Annotated in this window: 21 protein-coding genes; 6 read left to right on the top strand and 15 right to left on the bottom strand. The window is 67.9% G+C overall.

Going from position 1 to position 22,581, the window contains the following annotated elements; all coding sequences use genetic code 11:
• Nucleotides 1–67: 67 nt before the first annotated feature.
• The 3 genes from BM115_RS10235 to BM115_RS10225 form a co-directional block, all read right to left on the bottom strand.
• On the bottom strand, nucleotides 68–1,063 hold the full coding sequence (locus BM115_RS10235; protein WP_092293243.1) for an oxidoreductase: 996 nt from the start codon (nucleotides 1,061–1,063) through the stop codon (nucleotides 68–70).
• Nucleotides 1,064–1,104: 41 nt separating this feature from the next.
• Nucleotides 1,105–2,040 (bottom strand): Bug family tripartite tricarboxylate transporter substrate binding protein, encoded by a 936-nt coding sequence (locus BM115_RS10230; RefSeq protein ID WP_255370766.1) that lies wholly within the window; start codon nucleotides 2,038–2,040, stop codon nucleotides 1,105–1,107.
• Between the two features lie 86 nt (nucleotides 2,041–2,126).
• The gene (locus BM115_RS10225) at nucleotides 2,127–3,287 is read right to left on the bottom strand and encodes an acyl-CoA dehydrogenase family protein (protein ID WP_092293239.1); all 1,161 of its coding nucleotides are present in this window, start codon (nucleotides 3,285–3,287) and stop codon (nucleotides 2,127–2,129) included.
• 154 nt (nucleotides 3,288–3,441) lie between these two features.
• On the opposite strand from BM115_RS10225, the gene BM115_RS10220 reads away from it, so the two are divergent.
• From BM115_RS10220 to purT, 4 genes are all read left to right on the top strand, one after another.
• The gene (locus BM115_RS10220; RefSeq protein ID WP_092293237.1) at nucleotides 3,442–4,227 is read left to right on the top strand and encodes an IclR family transcriptional regulator; all 786 of its coding nucleotides are present in this window, start codon (nucleotides 3,442–3,444) and stop codon (nucleotides 4,225–4,227) included.
• The gene (locus BM115_RS10215; protein WP_092293235.1) at nucleotides 4,227–5,027 is read left to right on the top strand and encodes an IclR family transcriptional regulator; all 801 of its coding nucleotides are present in this window, start codon (nucleotides 4,227–4,229) and stop codon (nucleotides 5,025–5,027) included. The genes BM115_RS10220 and BM115_RS10215 overlap by 1 nt, the downstream gene beginning before the upstream one ends.
• 153 nt (nucleotides 5,028–5,180) lie before the next feature.
• Nucleotides 5,181–7,382, top strand: a complete 2,202-nt coding sequence (locus tag BM115_RS10210; RefSeq protein WP_092293233.1) for a TonB-dependent siderophore receptor — start codon at nucleotides 5,181–5,183, stop codon at nucleotides 7,380–7,382.
• A 150-nt stretch (nucleotides 7,383–7,532) separates the two neighbouring features.
• Entirely contained in the window at nucleotides 7,533–8,735 is a 1,203-nt protein-coding gene (gene purT / locus BM115_RS10205) for a formate-dependent phosphoribosylglycinamide formyltransferase (protein WP_092293231.1), read from the top strand.
• A gap of 24 nt (nucleotides 8,736–8,759) precedes the next feature.
• On the opposite strand, the gene BM115_RS10200 is transcribed toward purT, so the two are convergent.
• From BM115_RS10200 to BM115_RS10165, 8 genes are all read right to left on the bottom strand, one after another.
• Entirely contained in the window at nucleotides 8,760–9,833 is a 1,074-nt protein-coding gene (locus tag BM115_RS10200) for an NAD(P)-dependent alcohol dehydrogenase (RefSeq protein ID WP_092293229.1), read from the bottom strand.
• A gap of 143 nt (nucleotides 9,834–9,976) precedes the next feature.
• Entirely contained in the window at nucleotides 9,977–11,275 is a 1,299-nt protein-coding gene (locus BM115_RS10195; protein WP_092293227.1) for a mechanosensitive ion channel family protein, read from the bottom strand.
• 92 nt (nucleotides 11,276–11,367) lie between these two features.
• Nucleotides 11,368–12,555 (bottom strand): HD-GYP domain-containing protein, encoded by a 1,188-nt coding sequence (locus tag BM115_RS10190; RefSeq protein ID WP_092293225.1) that lies wholly within the window; start codon nucleotides 12,553–12,555, stop codon nucleotides 11,368–11,370.
• Between the two features lie 43 nt (nucleotides 12,556–12,598).
• Entirely contained in the window at nucleotides 12,599–13,312 is a 714-nt protein-coding gene (locus tag BM115_RS10185) for a hypothetical protein (RefSeq protein WP_143093870.1), read from the bottom strand.
• Nucleotides 13,309–13,950 (bottom strand): SCO family protein, encoded by a 642-nt coding sequence (locus tag BM115_RS10180; RefSeq protein ID WP_255370756.1) that lies wholly within the window; start codon nucleotides 13,948–13,950, stop codon nucleotides 13,309–13,311. The genes BM115_RS10185 and BM115_RS10180 overlap by 4 nt, the downstream gene beginning before the upstream one ends.
• Before the next feature lie 46 nt (nucleotides 13,951–13,996).
• Complete coding sequence (locus BM115_RS10175; RefSeq protein ID WP_092293221.1) at nucleotides 13,997–14,608, bottom strand: c-type cytochrome; 612 nt, start codon at nucleotides 14,606–14,608, stop codon at nucleotides 13,997–13,999.
• Nucleotides 14,609–14,679: 71 nt separating this feature from the next.
• Nucleotides 14,680–15,282, bottom strand: coding sequence for a cbb3-type cytochrome c oxidase subunit II (locus tag BM115_RS10170; RefSeq protein WP_092293219.1), 603 nt, complete (start codon nucleotides 15,280–15,282; stop codon nucleotides 14,680–14,682).
• A gap of 3 nt (nucleotides 15,283–15,285) precedes the next feature.
• Complete coding sequence (locus BM115_RS10165; RefSeq protein WP_092293345.1) at nucleotides 15,286–16,902, bottom strand: cbb3-type cytochrome c oxidase subunit I; 1,617 nt, start codon at nucleotides 16,900–16,902, stop codon at nucleotides 15,286–15,288.
• A 323-nt stretch (nucleotides 16,903–17,225) separates the two neighbouring features.
• Between BM115_RS10165 and BM115_RS10160 the strand changes: the two genes are divergently transcribed.
• Both BM115_RS10160 and BM115_RS10155 read left to right on the top strand, forming a co-directional pair.
• The gene (locus BM115_RS10160; protein WP_092293217.1) at nucleotides 17,226–18,734 is read left to right on the top strand and encodes a MocR-like pyridoxine biosynthesis transcription factor PdxR; all 1,509 of its coding nucleotides are present in this window, start codon (nucleotides 17,226–17,228) and stop codon (nucleotides 18,732–18,734) included.
• Between the two features lie 60 nt (nucleotides 18,735–18,794).
• Nucleotides 18,795–19,889, top strand: a complete 1,095-nt coding sequence (locus BM115_RS10155) for a J domain-containing protein (RefSeq protein WP_092293215.1) — start codon at nucleotides 18,795–18,797, stop codon at nucleotides 19,887–19,889.
• A 38-nt stretch (nucleotides 19,890–19,927) separates the two neighbouring features.
• Here BM115_RS10155 and BM115_RS10150 read toward each other — a convergent pair whose 3' ends face one another.
• The 4 genes from BM115_RS10150 to BM115_RS10135 are packed head-to-tail and all read right to left on the bottom strand — an operon-like array spanning nucleotide 19,928 to nucleotide 22,476.
• The gene (locus BM115_RS10150) at nucleotides 19,928–20,674 is read right to left on the bottom strand and encodes an ankyrin repeat domain-containing protein (RefSeq protein ID WP_092293213.1); all 747 of its coding nucleotides are present in this window, start codon (nucleotides 20,672–20,674) and stop codon (nucleotides 19,928–19,930) included.
• The gene (locus tag BM115_RS10145; protein WP_092293211.1) at nucleotides 20,667–21,461 is read right to left on the bottom strand and encodes a TatD family hydrolase; all 795 of its coding nucleotides are present in this window, start codon (nucleotides 21,459–21,461) and stop codon (nucleotides 20,667–20,669) included. The genes BM115_RS10150 and BM115_RS10145 overlap by 8 nt, the downstream gene beginning before the upstream one ends.
• Before the next feature lie 20 nt (nucleotides 21,462–21,481).
• A complete protein-coding gene (locus tag BM115_RS10140) occupies nucleotides 21,482–21,991 on the bottom strand; it encodes a GNAT family N-acetyltransferase (protein WP_092293209.1) in 510 nt (169 codons plus the stop codon).
• A 47-nt stretch (nucleotides 21,992–22,038) separates the two neighbouring features.
• The gene (locus BM115_RS10135) at nucleotides 22,039–22,476 is read right to left on the bottom strand and encodes a PilZ domain-containing protein (RefSeq protein ID WP_092293207.1); all 438 of its coding nucleotides are present in this window, start codon (nucleotides 22,474–22,476) and stop codon (nucleotides 22,039–22,041) included.
• Between the last annotated feature and the right edge of the window lie 105 nt (nucleotides 22,477–22,581).

Below are 22,581 nucleotides of genomic sequence, written 5' to 3'. Positions count from 1 at the left end.
AGTTGGGTGCTCCCCTCTCCCGCTTGCGGGAGAGGGGCCGGGGGAGAGGGGCAGCGCCGCTACGAAGTCAGTCGCCCATCCGCACCAGATAGCGCCCGCGTGACTGCCGCGCCAGCATGCGGGCCATGGCGTCGGGGATGTCCTGGAAGGCGATCTCGTTGGCGACCAGATCGAGGTGGCGCGGGCGGTAGGTATCGGCGATCTTCGCCCAGACTTCGCGGCGCAGCGCCATCGGGCTGTTGGCGTTGATGCCGATCAGCTTTACGCCGCGCAGGATGAATGGCAGAACGGTGGCGTCGAACTGGGCGCCCGCCGCGTTGCCGAAGGCCGTGGCCACGCCGTCTGGCTGGAGCGTGCGCAGCATCCACGCCAGCACCTCCCCGCCCACGGCGTCGACGGCGCCGGCCCACTGCGCCGGGTCCAGCGGCTTGCCCGTCCCCTTGGCCACCTCGGCCGGCAGGATCTCCGCCGCGCCCAGCGTGCGCAGGTAGTCGAGTTCGGCAGCCTTGCCGGTCAGCGCCGTCACGGCGTAGCCGCGCCCCGCCAGCATGTCGATGGCGATGCTGCCCACGCCGCCCGTCGCCCCGCTCACCACCACCTTGCCGCGCGCCGGCGCCAGCCCGTTGTGCTCCATCCAGTGCAGGCACAGCCCGGCCGTGTAGCCGGCCGCGCCGAGCGTGGCGGCCTCGCGCAGCGAGAGCCCGGCCGGCAGCGGCATCGCCCAGTCCGCCTTCACGCGCGCGTACTGCGCGTGGCCGCCGTCATGGTCCACGCCGATGCCGAAGCCATGCACGACCACCAGGTCGCCTTCACGGAAGCGCGCGTCGGACGAGGCCGCCACGGTGCCGGTCAGGTCGATGCCGCCGATGCGCGGGTACTGCCGCACGATGGCGTTGATGCCGGCGGCGGCCAGCGCGTCCTTGTAGTTCAGGCTCGACCACGCCACGCGCACCAGCACCTCGCCGGGCGACAGGTCGTCGACGTTCAGTTCGACAAAGCCGGCGGTGGGGGTGCTGGACCCTGCCGTGGGCGCGTGAAGCCGGTAAGCCAGAAATCGGGACATAGCCTTTCCTATCTATCCATTGCCAATCAAACCATTGCCAATCAATCCAGCGACGTGCCGGTGGACTTCACCAGCGCCGCCCACCACGCGGTGTCCGCGCGGATCTGCTGGGCGAACTGCTCAGGCGTGTTGCCGACCGGCTCGGCGCCCTGGTCGATCAACCGCTTGCGCATCTCCGGCCGCGCCAGGATCTTCAGCGTGGCCTGGTTGAGCCGGTCGATGACCGCGCGCGGCGTGCCGGCCGGCGCCATCAGGCCCTTCCAGGCCGTGACCGTGAATCCCTTCAGCCCGGCCTCCTCCGCCGTCGGCACGTCCGGGGCAATCGGCACACGCTTGTCGCTGGCCACCGCCAGCGCGCGCAGCTTGCCGGACTGCACGTGCGGCCACAGCGGGGGCATGTTGTCGATCAACACCGTGATGTGCCCCGCCACGAGGTCCGCCACGGCCGGGCCGGTGCCCTTGTATGGCACGTGCTGCATGCGCAGGCCGGCCATCTGGTTCAGCAGCTCGCCCGCCAGCTGGGCCGGCGTGCCGTTGCCGGGCGAGCCGAAGGTGACCTGCCCGTTGTGCGTGCGGGCGTAGGCGATGAACTCGCTCACCGTGGTCACCGGCAGCCCGGCATTCACCACCATCAGGTTGAAGTCGCGCGAGATCATCGTCACCGGCGCGAGGTCGCGCGCGGGGTCGAAGGTCATCTTCGGATACAGGCTCGGGTTGATCACCGTCGGCCCCGCGCTGGCCAGCAGCAGCGTGTAGCCGTCCGGCGCGGCACGGGCGACGATCTCGCCGCCGATATTGCCGCCCGCCCCGGGCTTGTTCTCGACCACCACGGTCTGGCCCAGCTCTTCGCGCAGCGGATCGGCCAGCAGGCGCGCGACGATGTCTGCCGTGCCGCCCGGCGCGAACGGCACCACGAGCCGTATCACCCTATTGGGGTACGCGCCCTGCGCCTGCGCCACCCCCACCACGCCCAACATCGCCCATGCAAGACTTGCGACGACTACAGATGCTTTGAACATTTTTGTCATCTCCGGTGGTTTTATCCGGATGTGACATTACACGTTCAGCGCTGCGCCGTCGCCTGCGCGATGGTGCGCCGGGCGATATTCAACTGATGGATCTGGCTGGTACCCTCGTACAGCCGGAACAGGCGCACGTCCCGGTAGAAACGCTCGATGCCGTAGTCGGCGATATAGCCGTAGCCGCCGAACATCTGCACGCAGCGGTCCGCCACGCGGCCGCACATCTCGGAGGCGAAGTACTTGCAGATCGACGCCTCCATGGTCACGTCCGCGCCCGCGTCACGCTGGCGCGCGGTCTCCAGGATCAGCGCGCGGGCCGCATGGATGTCGGTCTGGCAATCGGCAATCAGGCCCTGCACGAGCTGGAAGTCCGCCAGCGGCTGGCCGAACTGTTTGCGGTGGGTGACGAAGCGCACGGCGTCGTCCAACATGCGGATGGCCGGCCCGGTGCACAGCGCCGCCAGGTGGATGCGCTGCTTGTTCAGCACCTTCATCGCCGTGCGGAAGCCCTGCCCCGGCTCGCCGCCGATCACGCTCTCTGCCGGCACGCGGCAATCGTGGAAATACACCTCGGAGACCGGCGAGCCGGCCTGCCCCATCTTGCGGTACGGCGCGCCGGTGGTGAGCCCCGGGGTGTCGCGCGGGATGATGAAGGCCGAGATGCCGGCCGCGCCGGCGGTGTCCGGGTCCGTGCGGGCCATCACCGTGAACAGGCCGGCGAGGGGCGCATTGGTGATGAAGCACTTGGTGCCATTCAGCACGTAGTGGTCGCCGTCGCGCCGGGCCGAGGTTTGCAGCGCGGTGGCGTCCGAGCCGGCTTCAGGCTCGGTCAGCGCGAAGGCGCCAGTCACCTCGCCGCTGGCCAGTAGCGGCAAGTAGCGGCGCTTCTGGGCGGGCGTGCCGTCGGCCACCAGCGCCTCCGAGCCGATGCCCGTGTTGGTGCCCACGCGGGCCCGGAACGCCACCGAGCACTGCGACAGCACCATCGCCGCCAGCACCAGTTCCTCGGTGGTCATGCCCGCGCCTCCGTATTCCTCGGGAATCGAATAGCCGAACATGCCTTGCGCGGCCATCGCGTCCACGATGTCGCCGGGCACTTCGTCGCGCTCCGCCACCTCGGCCTCGCGCGGCACCAGACGTTCACGCACGAAGCGTTGCAACGCTTGCAGGAAGGGATCGAAGACTTCCGGGTCTCTGATCATTCAGTGTCTCGCTCTAATCGGCACCAGCAAAGGCGATGCATCGAATCGAGCCTACGGGGGGCGCATCGTTCGCACTATCGATGTTTCGCTATCTTGAACATCGTCTACCCTTATGGAACCGCGCGGCCAAGACCGCAAACCAAGGGTTAACCCCATGCCCTCTCGCCCCCATCACCCCGATCCCGCGTTCGCCACCACGCTGGCCCATGGCCTGGGGTTGCTCCAGTGCTTTCGCGCGGGCGAGACGGTGCTGAGCAACAAGGAACTGGCGGACCGGACCGGCTTGTCGAAGGCCACCATCAGCCGGCTGACGTACACGCTGGCCGCCCGGGGCCTGCTGCTCTACGACAGCCACTTGCGCCGCTACCGGCTGGGCTCCACGGCGCTCTCGCTCGGCTATCCGCTGCTGGCCTCGCTGGGCGTGCGCCAACTGGCCCGCCCGCTGATGAAACGCCTCAGCGACCGCATGGGCGGCACGGTCTCGCTCGGCATGCGCGACCGCCTGCATATGGTCTACGTGGAAACCATCCGGGGCCACGACGCCATCGCGTTCCGCCCGGAGATCGGTGCCTCGCTGCCCATGCTGACCACGGCGATGGGGCGCGCCTGGCTCGCCCAGGCCCCGGAACCGGTGCGCGCGCCGGTCATCGCCGGCCTGCGCGAGCACGTACCGGACGACTGGCGCGAGCATGCCGAGGCCCTGCCGGAAGCCATCGAACATCTGGCGCGGCTCGGCTTCACGCGCACGCCGGGCGCCTGGCAGCGCGACGTGCACGCCGTGGCCGTGCCGATGCGCACGCTGATCGACGGCGAGATCCTGATCTTCAACTGCGGCGTGCTGGCCAGCCGCCTGCCGCCCGGCATGCTGGAGGAACGGATGGGCCCGGGCCTGATGGAGATGGTGCACGAGGTGGAAATGCTGCTGGCGGGAGCCGGCTGATGGCGCTTCCTCTTCCCCAAGCCCCCGCCTCGCCCGAGCGCGACCGCCAGTTCGCCACCACGCTGGCGCGCGGCATCGACATCCTGCTGGCCTACCGCCCCGGCGAGTCCTTGCTTGGCAACCGGGACTTCGTGCTGCGCACGGGCTTGTCGAAGTCCACCGTCGCCCGGCTGACCCACACGCTCGCCGCGCTCGGCTACCTGCGCCACGACGTGGCGCTGGGCAAATACCGCCTCGGCGCGGCGGTGCTGGCGCCGGCCTACCCGTTGCTGTGCGGCATGCCGATCCGCCAGCTCGCCCGCCCGCTGATGCAGGCGATGGCCGACGAAGTGGGCGGCGCGGTCTCACTGGGCGTGCGGGACCGGACCCAGATGATCTACGTGGAGACCGCGCTCGCCACCCATGACCTCGCGGTCACCCCCGATGTGGGCGCCGCCATGCCGATGCTGGCCACCGCCATCGGCAAGGCGTGGCTGTGCCGGGCGCCGTCCGAGGCCAGCGCGCCCGTGCTGAACCGCCTGCGGCTGGAAGACCCGGAGGCGTTCCACCGCGCCGCGCCGGCGCTGGCCCAGGCGCGCAAGGATCTGGCACGGCACGGCTACTGCACCAGCCGGGACGAATGGCGGCGGGATGCCTTCGGCTTCGCGGTGCCACTCTGCGCGCGCGTGGATTCACGCTGGTTCGTGCTGAATTGCGGGGTTTTGGCCCGAACGGGGGCCTTCCATGCCGCCGAGAAGGTGGTTGGCCCGCGCCTCGTGGCGCTGGCCCATCAGCTCGAGACGCGGCTGGGGCTGCGCTGACGCGGCAAATCATCGCAAAAACACCACAAAAGACCGTCATCGCACGGGCTTTTCCTTGACGGCGCAACGCTCGGCTAGGATCATTCGTCTTTTCACATTAACGCGAATCGTTCGCATTCCCGTTAGTATTCGCACCTACGAGCCAACATAACAATGACTTCCTGCTTGCCCAATGCCGCGCGCCGGCAGCACGCGCCGTCGCGCGTGCGCCCTCTGGCCGCTTTCGCCCGGATGGCTGTCCTGACCGGATTCCCGCTGTGTGGCGTCGCCTTCGCCCAGACCACGGAGCCGGCGGCAGCCGCCCCGTCCGAGCAGGCGCTGCCGGCCGTGACCGTGAGCGCGGCGCAGGAAATCGAGATTGGGCCGCAGTTGAAGAAGAAGGCCTCCGGCGGCGCCCTGGGCAGCCGCCCGCAGCTCGACACGCCGTTCTCCACGACCATCGTGACCGGCGAAGACCTGGCCGACCGCCAGGTGACCAAGATCGGCGACGTGTTCTTCAACGACGCCTCGGTCTCCGACAACAGCAACGCGAATAACGCGTGGGCGGCGTACACCACCGTGCGCGGCCTGCAGCTCGACTGGCGCAACGCGTACAAGATCAACGGCATGCCGTTCATCAGCTACGGCCTGACGCTGCCCTACGAACAGCTCGAACAGGTGGAACTGCTCAAGGGCGCCTCCGGCTTCATGTACGGCTTCGGCAACCCGGGCGGCACGATCAACTACGTGACGAAGCGCCCGACCGACCAGTTCACGGCCAGCGTGGAACTGGGCTACCGCTCGTCGCACGTGTGGACCGAGCACGTCGACGTGGGCGGCCGCGCCGGCCCGGACAACATGTTCGGCTACCGCCTGAACCTGACGCACGAGGAAGGCAAGCCCAGCAATGCCGTGGGCATCAACCGTAATTCGGTCTCGCTGGGCCTGGACGCACGCATCACGCGCGACCTGACCTGGACCTTCGACGGCATCTACCAGGACCGCAACACCTGGGGCGCCACGCCGACGTTCTACACCGGCCAGATCCCCGCCGGCGGCCAGCTCCCGGGCGTGGTCAGCGGTCGCGGCGGCCTGTACGCCGGCCCGGACGCGCACTTCTACTCGAACCTGCAGGTGTACCAGACCGGCCTGCGCTACCGGCTCAATGACGACTGGACCGTCAGCACGACCTACAGCTTCAGCAAGCAGTCGCGCAGCCGTAACGAAACCACGCTCAACCTGCAGAACGGCCTGGGCGACTACACCGACTTCCGCTACGACGGCGCCGAAAGCCAGCAGTTCACCAACTGGACGTCGATGGTCGAAGGCAAGTTCCGCACCGGCCCGTTCCGCCATGAACTGGTGGCCGGCCTGAGCTGGCAGAAGCAGATCGACCGCTACAGCACCAACTCGGTCTACACGCAACTGGCCGACGGCAATATCTACGCCCCGTACACCGGCGTGTACTACAGCCAGACCGGCTTCAACAAGTACCGCGCCGGCGACACCGAGCAGAAGTCGGCGTTCGTCAGCGACACCATGTTCCTGACCGAGCAATGGTCGGTGCTGGGCGGCCTGCGCGTCACCAACTACGAGCAGAACGGCTACGGCTTCCCCGGCACCACGGGCGGCAACACCAACTTCACCAAGAACGGCCTGATCACGCCCACCGCGGCGATCATGTTCAAGCCGATGCCGAGCACCACGCTGTACGCCAGCTACGTGGAGTCGTTCGACGGCGGCGGCATCGTCTCGTCGTTCTACTCGAACGCCGGTGCCGCGCTGACGCCGGCCAAGAGCCGCCAGTACGAAGTGGGCGCCAAGACGGACCAGGGTCTCTGGACCGGTACGGCGGCACTGTTCCGCATCGAGCAGCGCACGGAATTCGGCCGCAACGACGGCGGCTCCCTGCCGGTCTTCGTCCAGGACGGCAAGTCGATCTACCAGGGTGTGGAGCTGGCCGGCAGCACGCGGATCGGCTCGCAGTGGGAAGTGGGCGGCAGCGCGATGTACCTGGACAGCTCCTACGACCAGGGCCAGCTGAACATCGGCAACCGCGTGGCCGGTGCGCCGAACTGGATCCTCACGGGCCGGATCAGCTACCGCATTCCGTTCGTGCCGGGCCTGAAGGTGGGCCTCGACGGCAAGTACACGGGGACGACCAAGGTCCGCCCCGAGGGCGACCTGACGGCGGGCGGCTACACGGTGTTCAACCTGGGCGCCTCGTACAACACCCGCGTGGCGGGCAAGGAACTGACGCTGCGCGCAGCGTTGACCAACCTCGCCAACAAGCGCTACTGGGGCTTCCAGTACGCTGGCTACGTCCAGCCGGCGGACCCGCGCGCCATCAGCCTGACGGCGAAGATCGCGTACTAAGGCGCGCACCCGTCGCGTACTGCGGCGATTACGCCACATGTGAAACGCCCTGCCCTGGCAGGGCGTTTTGCTTTGCGGCAGGTTGGAGCGCCGATCCTGCCCGTATACAATCGCGGTCTTTATCCGTTCACCCCAGACCTCCGCCCCGCCATGACCACCCTCGGAACGCCCCTCTCCCCCTCCGCCACCAAAGTGATGCTGCTCGGCTCCGGCGAGCTCGGCAAGGAAGTGCTGATCGCGCTGCAACGGCTGGGCGTGGAAACCATCGCCGTGGACCGCTACGAGAACGCGCCGGGCCAGCAGGTGGCGCACCACGCCCGCACCATCACCATGAGCGATGGCGAGCAACTGAAGGCGCTGATCGAGGCCGAGCGCCCGGACCTGGTGGTGCCCGAGATCGAGGCCATCGCCACCCCGATGCTGGAGGCGCTGGAAGCCGCCGGCGTGGTCCGCGTGATTCCGACCGCCCGCGCCGCACGGCTGACCATGGACCGCGAGGGCATCCGCCGCCTGGCCGCCGAAACGCTGGCCCTGCCGACCAGCCCGTACAAGTTCTGCGACTCGCTCGAGGAACTCCAGGCCGCCATCGACGGCGGCATCGGCTACCCGTGCGTGGTCAAGCCGGTGATGAGCAGCTCCGGCAAGGGCCAGAGCAAGATCGACGGCCCCGAGGGCGTCAAGGCTGCCTGGGACTACGCCATGGCCGGCGGCCGCGTGAGCCACGGCCGCGTGATCGTGGAAGGTTTCATCGACTTCGACTACGAAATCACCCTGTTGACCGTGCGCGCCGTGGGCGCCGATGGCCAGGTGGAAACGCAATTCTGCGAGCCGATCGGCCATGTGCAGGTCAGCGGCGACTACGTGGAAAGCTGGCAGCCCCACCCGATGCACCCGAAGGCCCTCGCCACGGCGCAGCACATCGCCCGCGCGGTGACGGCCGACCTCGGCGGCCAGGGGCTGTTCGGCGTGGAACTGTTCGTCAAGGGCGAGCAGGTCTGGTTCAGCGAGGTCAGCCCGCGTCCGCACGACACCGGCATGGTGACGATGATCACCCAGTGGCAGAACGAGTTCGAACTCCACGCCCGCGCCATCCTCGGCCTGCCGGTCAGCACGGCGCTCAAGAGCCCCGGTGCCAGCGCCGTGATCTACGGTGGCGTGGAAGCCCAGGGCATCGTCTTCGACGGCGTGGACGACGCCCTGCGCGTGCCGCAGACCGAGCTGCGCCTGTTCGGCAAGCCGGAAAGCTTCGAAAAGCGCCGCATGGGTGTGGCGCTGGCCTACGCCGAAAATGTGGATGTGGCCCGCGAGCGTGCCAAGGACGCGGCCAGCCGCGTCAAGCCACGCAAGGGCTGACCGGCCGAGCCGGTTTGACGCCGGTCAAGGCGTGATGGCGACCTTCAGCACGCCGTCACGCTGATTCGAGAACAGGTCGTACGCCTCGACGATGCGAGACAGCGGGAACCGATGGGTCACCATCGGTCCGAGATCGAGGCGATTGGTCTCGATCACCTGCATCAGCCGCCGCATCCGCTCCTTGCCGCCCGGGCACAGCGACGTCACGATGCGATGGTCGCCCAGCCCGGCGGCGAAGGCATCGAGCGGAATACGCAGGTCGCTCGAATAGACGCCCAGGCTCGACAAGGTGCCACCCGGCTTCAGCACGCGCAGCGCCGCCTCGAAGGTGGCCTGCGTGCCGAGCGCCTCGATGGAGGCGTCCACGCCCCGCCCCCCGGTCAGGCGCAGGATCTCCGCCACGACGTCCACCTTGCGGAAGTTAACCACGGCATCCGCGCCCATCTTCTGCGCGATGGCCAGACGCTCGTCGAGCCCATCCACCACGATAATCATCCCCGCGCCGCACAGCCGCGCGCCAGCCGTGGCGCAGAGCCCGATCGGCCCCTGGGCGAAGACCGCCACCGCATCGCCGATCTTGATGTTGGCCTGCTCCGCCCCGGCAAAGCCCGTGGACATGATGTCCGGGCACATCAGCACCTGCTCATCGGTCAGGCCATCCGGAATCGGCGAGAGGTTCGCCTGGGCATCGGGCACCAGCACGAATTCGGCCTGCGTGCCGTCGATGGTGTTGCCGAAGCGCCAGCCGCCCATCGGCTTGTAGCCATGGCCGTGCGCCTGGCCGTCCTGCGAAGGCCGCCCGTCCTGGCACGCATAGGAATGGAAGCTCGGACAGATCGCCCCGGCAATCACGCGCTGGCCCACCCGGTAGCCCGTCACCACGCTGCCAAGCTTCTCGATCACGCCGACCGGCTCATGGCCGATGGTCAGGCCCGGCTTGACCGGATATTCACCCTTGAGGATGTGGACATCGGTGCCGCAGATCGTGGTCGTCGTGATGCGGATCAACGCATCGGTCGGCCCCACTTCCGGAATCGGCTTTTCCCGGAGTTCGATCTGTCCGGGTCCCTTGAAGACCAACGCTTGCATGCTTGCCATGACGCACTCCCGACGGTTGTCGCAGATAAACAGGCTAGGCGATGGGACAAGGACATGCCAATCCGGAGCCGGGTCATCTGCGCGCGGGTTGATCGCGTGCAAGCTTGCTGCAAAGTCTGAAGCTTCAGATCAAGGAAACGCCGTTACGCCCGCGCGTCCGCCGCCGCCACGGCAAGTGCCGCATGCTGCGCGCCGAGCACCGGATTGGCCCGCAGCCCGCTCAGGTCCGCACCGGACGGCGCCTGGTACAGCCGCAGCCCCAGTTCCGGCAGGATCGCCAGCAGGTGGTCAAAGATATCGCCCTGAATGCGCTCGTAGTCCGTCCAGCCGGTCAGCGTGGTGAAGCAGTAGACCTCGATGGGAATGCCCTGCGAATCGGGCTCCATCATGCGCAGGTTCAGCAGCAGGTCGTGGTGGATTTCGGGATGGGCACGCAGGTAGGCCATGCCGTAGGCGCGGAATGTGCCCACGTTGGTCAGGCGGCGCCGGTTCACCGGGTCGTCGTCCGGGCCGCTCAGGGTGAGGTTGGTCTGCGCCACCTGCGCCTGCTTGATCTCCAGGTAGTCGTGCAGCAGCCGGAAGCGCATCAGCGCGTGCAGTTCCTCGTCCTCCAGAAAGCGCACGCTGGTGGCGTCGATGCGCAGCGTCCGCTTGATCCGCCGCGCGCCGGACTCGAACATGTGCCGGTAGTTGCGGTAGCTCTCCGAGAACAGCTTGTAGGTGGGCACCGTGGTCACGGTGTTGTCCCAGTTCTTGACCTTGACCGTGTGCAGCGCGATGTCCATGACGAAGCCGTCGGCATTGGACTGTGGCATCTCGATCCAGTCGCCGATGCGCAGCATGTCGTTGGTGGTCAGCTGCGTGCTGGCCACCAGCGACAGCAGCGTGTCCTTGAAGACCAGCAGCAGCACCGCCGAGAGCGCGCCCAGGCCGGAGAGCATCCAGAGCGGCGAGCGGTCGATCAGGATCGACAGCACCAGCACGCCGCAGATCAGCCACAGCGCCAGCTGGGCGATCTGCACATAGCCCTTGATCGAGCGCGTCTGCGCGCGCTGGCTGCCCGCGAACACGGTCTGCCAGGCCGAGAACACCCCGGACAGCATCAGGAACACGCTGACCCACGTGCCGGCATGGGCCAGCCGCTCGATCAGTCGCGAGAAACGGCCGAGGTTGGGCACCTCGCCGATGCCAAGCGCGATCACCGCCAGGAAGATGGCGTAGCCGAGCCGGCGGTAGATGCGGTGGCGCAGCAGCGCCGCGGCCCAGTTGCGGTGGCCGGACAGGCTGAGCACGCGGTAGACCAGGCGGCCCGCCACGCGCGCGATCAGCCACTGGGCCAGCGCGGCGATCACGCCGAGCGCCAGCACATAGAGCGCGATCTGGGCCGAGGGATGGGCGGGAAGGCGTTGCTGGAACAGGTCCAGCAGGGCATCGAAATTCATGCGGCAGGCAGGTCGGTCATCAAACAAGCGCCAAGTGTACTAGCCCCGCGTGTGTCTCCCCTCTCCCGCTTGCGGGAGAGGGGAAAACCTGCTCACCCGTGCGGCGCGTACATCGCCATCAGCTGCTCGTCGGTGTAGCCCCACTGGCGCGCGTCCTCGAACGCCACCACGGTGTCCTCGCTCTGGGACAGGTCGATGACCTGCGGCGGCACCGCCTGGGACGCCGCCACGTTGTAGAACGTCATCACGCGGGGCCGCAGCGGCTCGTCCTCGTTCTGGCCGCACACCACGCCCAGCCGGCTGGAGCGCAGCCGCAACACCGTGCCGAGCGGGTAGATGCCCACCGTCCGCGTAAACGCCTTGAAGACCCGGCGGTCGAACAGCGTGTCCACGCGCACGGCGATGTACTCCACCGCGCGCGCCGGCGCCCAGGCCTGGTGATTGGGCCGGGGCGAGGTCAGCGAGTCATAGGTATCGCAGATCGCCGCGATCTTGGCGTGCACGCTGATCTCGTGCTCGACCAGCCCGAACGGGTAGCCGCGCCCGTCCACGCGCTCGTGGTGGTGCACGCAGACGTCGAGCGGGATATTGGTATACAGGCGCGCCTCGTTGAGGATGCGGTAGCCCGCCGACGGATGGCGGCGCATCTGCTCTTCCTCGGCCGGCGTCAGGTCGGTGGCCTTGTGCAGCAGCGAATCGGGCAGCGTCAGCTTGCCGATGTCGTGCACCAGCCCGGCCAGCCCGAGTTCGCGCACCTCGCCATCGGGCAGCTTGAGCGTGCGGCCCACGGCAATCATCAGCGCACACACGGAGAACGAGTGCAGGTAGGTGTAGTCGTCCTTGGCCTTGAGCCGCGCCATGGCCAGCAGCGCCTGCGAATGGCGCGACAGCGACAGCGACGCCGAATCCACCAGCAGCAGTGCCCCGGCGGTCTCCAGCGCGCGGCCCATGCGCACATCGCTGAACATGTTGCCGACCAGAGAGCGACCACTCTTGATCAGCTCGCGCGCGCGTTCCAGTTCTTCCTCGAAACTGGCCTCGGGCTCGTCGTCGGCGAGATCGGCCTCCATCATCTCCGGCGCGGCCGGCGTGGGGAGGTTGCGGCCCTTGAGGATGTCGATCCACACATCCTGCACGTTGGCCGACTGGATCTGCGTGACCTGGTCGTCGCTGGTGACGAGGAAACGCGAGCGCCAGAACGGGTGGTTGATCCAGGGTCCGCCCAGCCTGGCCACGAACATGCCCACCTGGAGCTGTTCCGCGCGAATTCTTCTCAGCATGCACTTGCCCCTTGAAATGGGTGCGGATGTCTCCGCGAACCCGTCAATCCGGGGCTCTGTCAGGCCCCTTGTCCGGTGTCGCGGTCGTTGCCGCGGCACGCAGTTGTTGTTTGCGACCCAGTTGTGTAAGACCCTTTTGGCCCGCGTTAACGGCAAACGCCGGCCGATCTTTAGTGGTTTCTTCGGATTCTTCCGAATTCGACCATCCCGCGCGACGCACCACCCAGGCCAGCAGCCAGACCCCAACCCCGGCCGACCCCGCCACCAGCCCGACGCCGGCCATGCGCTGGTCGTCGATCAGATAGCTCGCGCACAGGCGCGCGGGTGCGTCGACGAAGAGCATACCGAAGGTCAGGCCCATCCAGACCATGTTGCCGCCGAAGAACAACACCAGCGGCCACGCCGCCACGCGGAGCGCGATGCCGGTTGACAAGCCGGCCACGAACACCGTAGCGAATTTGGCGGCATTGACCATCGGCGACAGGCGCGCGAGGTCCAGTGCAATCGGCAGCATCCACAGCCCGTAGCCGAGCGCCGCCACCACCAGCAGACTCAGGGCGTGCGACCGCAGCGCCGCCATCGTCCGGGCCTGCCAGCGCACCGGGGCCACCCGCGCGGACAGCCAGCCAGCGGCGAACACGGCCGGCAGCAGGCCCAGCATCTGCAGGGCCATCGAGGCTTCCAGGGGCTCCCGCAGCGGCGGGACGGCCAGGACGATCAGGACGGCGATCAACGCCAGGAATCGGACGACTCTCATCGCCCCACTCCGCCCGCCGCCGCATGGCGCAGGGCCAGCGCATAGGCCGCCTGGAAGTCTTCCAACTCGAAACTGCCCAGCACCACCCCGAGCGCATCCACCACCTGCAGGCCGCCGTTGTGGACGAAGCCACCGAAGCCGTCCGGAATGGCGATGATGTCGGCCTCGCGCAGCAGCGCTTGCATGGCGACGGGCGCGTCCGGCGCAGCCACCCGCCATTGCGGCGGCCGTGCACCATGCTCGCGGGCGTAGCTGGCGAGGTCGGCGCCGGTATCGCGCGGGTCGAAAGACAGCGAGATCAGGCCGATCCGGCCCGCCATGCCGTCCGCCTCCACCTGGCGCGATAGCTGGGCGAAGGCGGCCCCGAGCGCGCGGCACACGGTCTGGCAGCGGGTGTAGATGACATCGACGAGATAGACGGCGGGGGCGCCTGCGGCTGGTCCTGCGGCTGGTAGTTCGCCGAAAAACCTCTGCGGCTGGCCAAGCTGGTCATGCACCGCGATGGGCGGCAGGCGCATCTCGTGCGCGGCGATGCGCGCCTCGCGGCGCTGGTCGAGCGTCCAGGCGGTCAGGCCATGCGTGATGGCCCAGAGAGCGATGCCGCCCAGTACCAGCACCAGACCGAAAACCGCGCGCACAGCCAGAGACCCGCGCGGGCGCGCGGGCCGAACACCGTGTGCGAGGCTAGCCACCCGGGCTGCCGAGCGCCGCGTCACCATCGAACGGCGCCGCCATGGCGGCCGTCTGGGTGCGTGCGGCGGCGACGGCTTCCGCCGTTACCGGGCCAGCGGTATTGCCCCACTGGCTGCGCACATGGGTCAGCACGGCGGCAATTTCGGCATCGGACAACTGGTCCGCGAAGGCCGGCATCGCCCCGTTGTAGGCCGTGCCCTTGACGGTCAGCTTGCCGGTCACGCCGCGCAGCACGATAGACGCCAGCCGCGCCTCCTGCCCCACCACCCACTCCGAGCCCGCCAGCGGCGGGAACACGCCCGGCAAACCCTGCCCGGTGGCCTGATGGCAGGCCACGCAACGGGCCTGGAACACCGCCGCGCCATCCACGGCGCCGCCGCCGGCGCCCTTCGGCTTGCCTTTCAGGTCCGCCAGGGTGCGGCTGTCGCCCAGCGACGAGGGCTGGTCGCTTTCGGACGTCACGATATAGAATGCCCCCCACGCCACCAGCGCGGCCACCATGGCCAGCACGTAGCGGGGAATCGGCGCGCGGTTCTCGTGCGGATCGGCATTCTCGCGGGCACGCGCCGCGGCGGCCTGACGTTCTTCCGATGGATCTGCCATCTGTTTCCTCTGCGGATGCGCTTATCGGGTGCTTATCGCGGGTGCTTATCGCGGGTGCTTATCGCGGGTGCTTATCGCGGGTTCGACTCGCTACCTTCGGGCGGCAACACCGCCCCGGTGCGGTTCAGCGACTGGAGATAGGCCACCAGGTCAGACGCGGCGGCGGTCGGCACCACCACCTTGCCCGGCGGTGCGTAGCCCGGGGGCAGCGTCACCGGCTTGTCGCCCGGCTCCGGCGCGTCCTTCACATCGAACAAGTACGGGTAGCTGGGCATGATGCTGCCGCTCACGTAGGCGCGCGGCTGGTACAGGTGCCCGAGGTGCCAGTCGGCGCCGGGCTGGCGCACGCCAATGTTCATCAGGTCCGGCCCGGTGCGCATGGTGCCCAGCAGGTGCGGCTTGTCGTAGTAGTAGTCGCCGGCCACGGCCACGCGACCCCAGCCGCGCTTGGCGTCCGGCGCGTAGGAACTGTCGCGCGGCTGCTGGGAATGGCAGTAGATGCAGCCGTTGGCGATATAGACCTCCCGCCCACGCAGCTGCGCGGCGGTATAGGGCTTGGTGCCTTCGGTGGGCTTGACGTCCTGGAGTTGCAGATACGGCAGGACGACCAGCGCGCTGGTGGCCAGCGCCAGCATGGTCATGCCCCCCGCCAGCAGGGCGCTTTCATTGTTCACGGTTCAGACTCCCTCGGCAGGTTTTTGGCCCGACTGGCCCGTTTTGCGCAGGCGGCCCTGGTGGAACAGCGCCGGGCGGTCACGATTCGGCCCGAAGCCAAAGACCGCGCAGACGAAGTTCGTCACGAAGAACAGGTGGCCCGTCAGCATCATTGCCCCGCCCAGCGAGCGGGCGCGCAGGTACGGCAGGGTCACGGCGACCGAGTCCATGAACGGGCGCGCCGCGTCCAGCATGGCCAGCCCCTGCAGCCAGCCGCCAATGCTCAGGAAGACGAAATAGATGCCGATGCCGCCCGCCGCGAGCCAGAAGTGCATGTAGATCATCCAGCGGTACGGCCATTCGCGGCCGGTCACGCGCGGCACGATGAAGTACAGCGCGCCGAAGAAGGCGAAGCTGACGAACGCGTACAGCCCCAGGTGGGCGTGGGCCACGGTGTAGTGCGTGAAGTGGGCCACGCGGCTCACCGTGCGCAGCGCCTCGAACGAGCCCTGGATGGAACTCAGCGTGTACATCATCCCGCCGAAGGTGATGAAACGCAGCGTCGGCGAGTCGATCAGCCGGCGGAAGTTGCCGCGCAGCGTCTGGTGCTGGTTGATGGAGAACGCGACCACCGGAATCAGCATCATCATGCTCTGCACGATGGACAGCGTAATCAGCCACCCCGGCACCGGCCCGCCCACGAGGTGGTGGCCGCCCACCTGCCCGTAGAAGAACGCCAGCGCCCAGAAACCCAGCAGCGAGAGCCCGTACGACCGGACCGGCTGGCCGATGATCTTGGGCAGGAAATAGTAGATGGAAGCCAGCGCCAGCGGCGTGTAGAACAGCCCCAGCACGTTGTGGCCGAACCACCAGTTCATGGTGGCCTGCTCTACGCCGAAGTGCACGCCCGGCACGTTCGCCACCAGGAACAGCACCGGGAACCAGAACAGCGCGCAGCCCATGTACCAGACCGACACGTAGAGGTGATCCACCTTCCGGTTGACCAGCGTCAGCACCAGCGGCAACCCCACGAAGGCGCCGCCGATCACGAACAGGATGTCCACCTGCCAGGGAATCTCGAGCCACTCCAGCCCATCGGAAATCCCCGCGCCGATGCTGCCGATGCCGGCAATCAGCCCGGCATTCCACACCGCCGCCCCCAGCACCGCCCAACGGGCGCCGACCAGCGCCGTCTTGAGCAGCCGGGGCAGCAGGAACAGGGCGATGGCCAGCCCGGCCATCGGCGCCCAGCCGTAGGCCACGGCGTTCAGGTGGATGGTGCGGATGCGGCCGAAGGACAGCCAGGGCACGCTGGCGAGCAGGTCCGGTTCGTGCAGCTTGATCGAGGCGGTGAGCCCGGCCATCGACGCCACCACCAGCCACACCATGGCGCAGCAGATGAACAGGAACACGACTGGCGCGGAAGATGCATCGGCGGCATCGCGGGAGGGATCGTCCAGCCCGGGCGTCAGGTGCGCCGAGGCAGGATCCTCGGGGTGCCCGGTCTCGCCGTCGGCAAAGATCACCCGCGCGGCGGCTGGCGAAGTATCGAACAGGCCCTTCTGCATGCTCCAGATAAAGGCCGCCAGCGCGATCACGGAAAGCAGGAACGCGGAGAGCAGAATGGCGATGGTATTCATGGCATTGCCGGCAGGCATGAGATGAGTCCTGCGCAGATTACGCACGGGGCGGATAGGCGCCCATAGCCACTTCCTGCGTTTTTTGGGTGACCACCGCCGCCTCAGGTTGCAGGCGCGATACGCGCAGGGGGCGCGCAGCGGGTACTGAATCGAGGCACCGATGGGAGCCCGCCCCCTGGAGAGCGCCGCGCCGGACCCCGCCCCCGCAGCGTGGTTTTTTGTCGAATTACCTTAAATTGCATCAAGGATGCAACTTAACTAGAATGGCGGCAGCGCCTGCCTGCGCGCGGTTTTCCGACCGATGACTCGCCCCCGCCCCCATCATGAACGTCCACTTGAGCATTGAAGGCCGCCACGGCCTGGCCAGTCAGATTTATCGCCAGTTGCGCGCCGGTATTCTCGACGGCCGGCTGGCCGCTGGAGAGCGGCTCCCGTCGACGCGCGAACTTGCCACGCAACTCGGTGTTTCCCGAAAGACAACACTCGATGTCTTCGAACGGCTCACCGCCGAGGGCTATCTGCGCTCGCGCACCGGCGAGGGCACCTTCGTGGCGGCGGCCATGACGCGGCGCGGCAACCTGCCCACGCACGCCACGGCCTTGCAGCCGGCCGACGCGCTCTGGGAATCGATGCCGGACGCGCTGCCGATCCGCCAGGAGGGCGTCTCCCCGCAGTACGACTTCATGGGCGGCGTGACCGAAAAGCGGCTGTTTCCGTTCGACCAGTGGCGCCGCTGCGTGAGCCATGCGATACGCGTGCAGGCGCGCGTGCCGGCAGGCTACCGGGATCCGGCCGGCGAGCCGGAGCTGCGGCTGGCGGTGTCGCGCTACCTGGCCTTCAGCCGCGCCGTGGTCAGCAACTGGCACGACGTGATCATGACCCAGGGCGCCCAGCAGGCGCTGACCCTGCTGGCGCGGGTGGTGCTGCGGCCCGGCGACGTGGTGGCCATGGAAGACCCCGGCTATCCGCCCGCCCGCATGAGCTTTACGGCGGCGGGCGCCCGGGTGGTGCCGGTACCGGTGGATGCAGATGGCATCGTGGTCAGCGCCCTGCCCGCGGACGCCCGCATCATCTATGTCACCCCCTCGCACCAGTTCCCGCTCGGCATGCCGATGAGCCTGGAGCGCCGGCTGGCGCTGCTCGACTGGGCGCAGCGGCGCGGCGCGCTGGTGGTGGAGGACGACTACGACGGGGAATTCCGCTTCGAGGGCCGGCCGATGGACTCGCTCAAGAGCCTCGACCATGACGACGTGGTCGCCTATGTCGGCACATTCTCGAAGACTATTTTTCCGGAACTGCGCATCGGCTACGTGATTCCGCCCGCCCCGCTGGCGCAGGCGCTGTGCCGGGCCAAGCAGACCAGCGACTGGCATAGCTGCACCCTCACCCAGACCGCGCTGGCCAAGTTCATGCTCGACGGCTATTTCGCCAAGCACCTGCGGCGCATGCACAAGGAGTACGCGGCGCGGCGCGCGGCGCTGCTGCGCTGGCTCGATCTCGACCTGTCGCCCTGGCTGGCCCCGCTGCCGGCGTCGGCCGGCATCCACCTCGTGGCCGAAATCCGTCCGGTCGGCCTGAAACAGGCTGACGAAGCCGCCTTTATCGCCCGGGCCGGGGCGGCGTCGATCGGGCTCTACGGCGTCAGCGGCATGTTCGCGGGGCGGCCACCGCGCCCCGGCGTGCTGATGGGCTACGGCGGCCTCAGCATCGAGGAGATCGACGCGGCCATGCAGCGGCTGCTGGACACACTCCACGGCCGGGCGGTGTTGCCGGGGGCTGTGCATCTGTTGCCCAGCCAGCATACGCGGCCGGGCCGGGCCGCTATACCTTGAAAAATTCGGCAATCTGCCGTTAATTGTTGTCGGCCTCCGCTATTGCGTCTTTCCTGCTTGATGCATACCCATTACGACAACCTCAAGGTATCCCGCGACGCGCCCCAGGAAGTAATCCGGGCCGCGTACAAGTCGCTTAGCCAGAAATATCATCCCGATCGCCATGCGGACGGCGAGGAATCCAATCGCATCATGCGGCTGCTGAACGTGGCCTATGACGTCCTGAGCGACCCCGGGCGGCGCGCGGAGCATGACCAGTGGATCGTGGAGCAGGAGCGGATGGAGGCGATCCGCGCCCGCCGCCGCGAGGTGCCGCCGCGCCCTGCACCGGGCACGGCGCGGCCCCAGACGGCGCGTCCGCAGGCCCAGCCCCGGCAGCCACGCGCTGCCAGCGGCGCTGCCGGGGCGGCGGGAGGGGCCAAGGCCGGCGGTGCGTCCGCCCAGGGTGCCTCCGCGCGCGGCGCCAACAACAAGTCCTCGCAGAAAGCCGAAGAAGCCCGCCCCTCGCGCGGCGAGAAGACCCGTTTCCGCCCCAAACCCGAACCCCGGCCCGATGGCCCGCCGCCGCGCGGCCAGCCGCTGCCGGCCCATCTGGCCTTCCTGCTCTATATCGCGGTGGGGGCCAGCATCGTGGTCCTGCTTGGCGACTGGACGCCCAGCGCCAGTTCGGCCGCCGACACCCCGGTCGCGCTGGTCAAGCCGGCCCGGGCCGAGGAAGCCTTCCCGCCGCAACCGCTCCGCTACAGCCGGCCGGCCAACACGCCGCGCGGCATGCCGTGGCCGAGCCGCTCGGGCTACCTGACCGGCTATCCGGTGCTGAACAGCAACGGGTTGTCCACGGTGACCGTGGACAACACCCGCAATGTGTCCGATGTGTTCCTGAAACTGGTATCGATCGAGGGTGACGCGGCGATTCCGGTGCGCACAAGCTTCGTACGCAGCGGGTCGATGTTCACGATGGAGAATATTGCGCCCGGCCGTTACGACGTGCGCTACCGGAGCCTCGACTCCGGGGAGATCTTCCGTTCCGAGCGCTTCGACCTCAAGGAGATCCAGGAGGCCAACGGCACGAGCTTCGCCAACAACACGCTCACGCTCTACAGCGTGATGGGCAAGTCGAAGAGCGTGACCATCACGGAATCGGAATTTCCCTGAACCGGCTGGCGCCGGCCCAGTAACAGCTCAGTCGCCGTTCAGTACGGCTTGGGCTGCGGCTGCTTGTTCGGCGCGCCCTGGGTGCCCGAGGGGTTATAGGGCACCGGCTTCGGCGCGGGGGCCGGTACCGCGCCATAGAGTTTCTGCCAGCGGGACTTCAGCCCGTCGGCAATCTCCTTCTGGTTGTACTGCTCGGCAAAGTCGATCGCGGTCATGCGCTGCTGGTTCTTCAGGCGCAGGTCCGCGCCCTCGTCCAGCAGCACCTTCACGGTGTCGATATGCCCGCCGCGCGCGGCCATCATCAGCGGCGTGGTGCCGTTGGGGCTTTCCGCATCGATATAGGCGGCGTGATCGACGAGGTACTTCACCACCTCGTTGTGGCCGTTGGAGGCCGCGTAGTGCAGCGGCGCCCAGCCCTTCTTGTTGATCTCGGCCTCTTCGCCGTCGACCATCAGCTTCACCATGTCCAGCTCGCCCTGCAGGCTGGCCATCATCAGCGCGTTCTCGCCGGCCGGGTTGGTCTTGTCGAAGTCGATGTTCTTCGCCTTGATCAGCACCGTGGCGGCCTTGATCGATTTCTCGCGCAGCGCCAACACCAGCATCGGGTTGCCCCGGGCGTCGGTCAGGTTCGGGTCCACGCCGCGCGCCAGCAGTTTCTGCACCGTGTTGGCATCGTCGAATTCCACGGCCTTGCGCATGTCGTCCGCCGGCGCGGCCCAGCCTGCCGTGGCGGCGCCCAGCATCAGGGCGGCCGCCGCGCCACGCATCGTCTTCATGTCAAACATGAGCATTCCTGTCTATGTGCTTGAAGAGACGGAAGAAATTATCCGTCGTCTGTTCGGCGATGGTTTCCACCGGCACCCCGCGCAGCTGGGCAATGAACTCGCCCACATGGCGCACCCAGGCCGGCTCATTGGTCTTGCCGCGATACGGCACCGGCGCCAGATAGGGCGAATCGGTCTCGATCAGCATGCGGTCCAGCGGCACCTTCTTGGCGGTTTCCTGGAGGTCCGCCGCGCTCTTGAAGGTGACGATGCCCGAGAACGAGATATGGAAGCCCTCGTCGAGCGCCTGTTTCGCCACATCCCAGGTTTCGGTAAAGCAGTGCATCACGCCGCCGGCCTCGCGCGCATTTTCCTCGCGCATCACGCGCAGCGTGTCGTCCGCCGACGACCGGGTATGGATGATCAGCGGCTTGCCGGTCTGTTTGGCGGCGCGGATATGGGTGCGGAAGCGCTCGCGCTGCCATTCCATGTCGTCGACGCTGCGGCCATTGAGCCGGTAGTAATCGAGCCCGGTCTCGCCGGTGCCCACCACGCGCGGGTGAGCGGACAGCGCCAGCAGGCGTTCGAGCGTCGGGTCCTCGCCCTCCTCGTAGTCCGGGTGCACACCCACCGACGCATACAGGTGCGGATGCTGCTCGGCCAGCGCCAGCACGCGCGGGAAGTCCTCCAGCGTCACCGAGATGCACAGCGCGTGGGTGACCTGATTGGCCTTCATGTTCTCGAGCAGCTGCGGCAGCCGCTCGGACAGTTCCGGGAAATCGATATGGCAGTGGGAATCAACGAACATCGTCAGTCTCTGGATGCGGGTCAGTCGAGCCGGCGGCCGACGATCACGAGATCGCGCTCGATGCCATCGAGCACCGCCACGCGCGGCAGGTCGCCCCAGCGGGCGAAACCGTGCCGCTCGAACAGGGCCAGGCTCGGCGTGTTGTGGCCGAAGATGAAACCGAGCAGCGTGGTCACGCCCACCTGCGGGGCATGGGCGATGGCCTGCTCGAGCAGGTAGCGCCCCAGCCCTTGCCCACGGCGGTCCGCGTGTAGGTAGATCGACAGCTCGGCGGTCGCGCCATAGGCCGGACGGCCATAGAAATCCGAGTAGCTGAGCCAGCCGGCCATACGGCCCTCGGCATCCTCGCACACCCACAGCGGGCGGCGCTCCGGCTGATGGGCGTCGAACCACGCCTGGCGGGACGCCACGCTCACCGGCTCCGTATCCGCCGTGACCATGCGCGATGGCACCGTACTGTTATAGATCTCGACGATGCCGGGCAGGTCGGCCGGCATGGCCAGGCGCAGGGTGAAATCGGAAATACGCATGAATAACAAATACTTGCGAAGCTAACTTCGCGTGGATGATCAGATTGCTACAAGGTCTGGGTCGGCCGTCCGGAATCGATGGCCTTGCCCAGGATTTCCTCGACGGCACGGCGCAGGTTGCGGCCATTGTCGTCCTCGGGCAGATGCACGCCCACGCCGGGGGTCTTCATCGGCGTACCGGCCGGCGTGATCCACGCCACCGTGCCCTGCACCTGGTATTTCTGCGGGCGGTCCAGCAGGGACAGCACCAGGAACACCTGTTCGCCAATCCGGAACGGCCGGTTGGACGGCACGAAGATACCGCCGCGCGTCAGGAACGGCATGTAGGCCGCGTACAGCCCCGCCTGGTCCTTGATCGACAGCGACAGCACGTTCGGCCGCTGCGCGGCGCCTGCCGTGGCAGGTTGGCCCGGCACGGTGGCGGGTGCTCCGGGTGCTGCGGGTGCGGCCGGACGCACGGGCGCGCCGGTGACTGGTGCATTCATTGTTTGACCCCTGTTTGGCGTTGCGCCCTGTCCGCTTGGTGCGGCGCTATTTGGCGCGTTTGACAAATCGACAGCTTGACTGCGTTAGCTTTTACCACGGGCGGC

Source organism: Cupriavidus sp. OV096, from assembly GCF_900115455.1.
Taxonomy (GTDB): domain Bacteria; phylum Pseudomonadota; class Gammaproteobacteria; order Burkholderiales; family Burkholderiaceae; genus Cupriavidus.
Note: the sequence above shows the minus strand (reverse complement) of the source record. Positions and strands in the feature narration are given on the sequence as shown.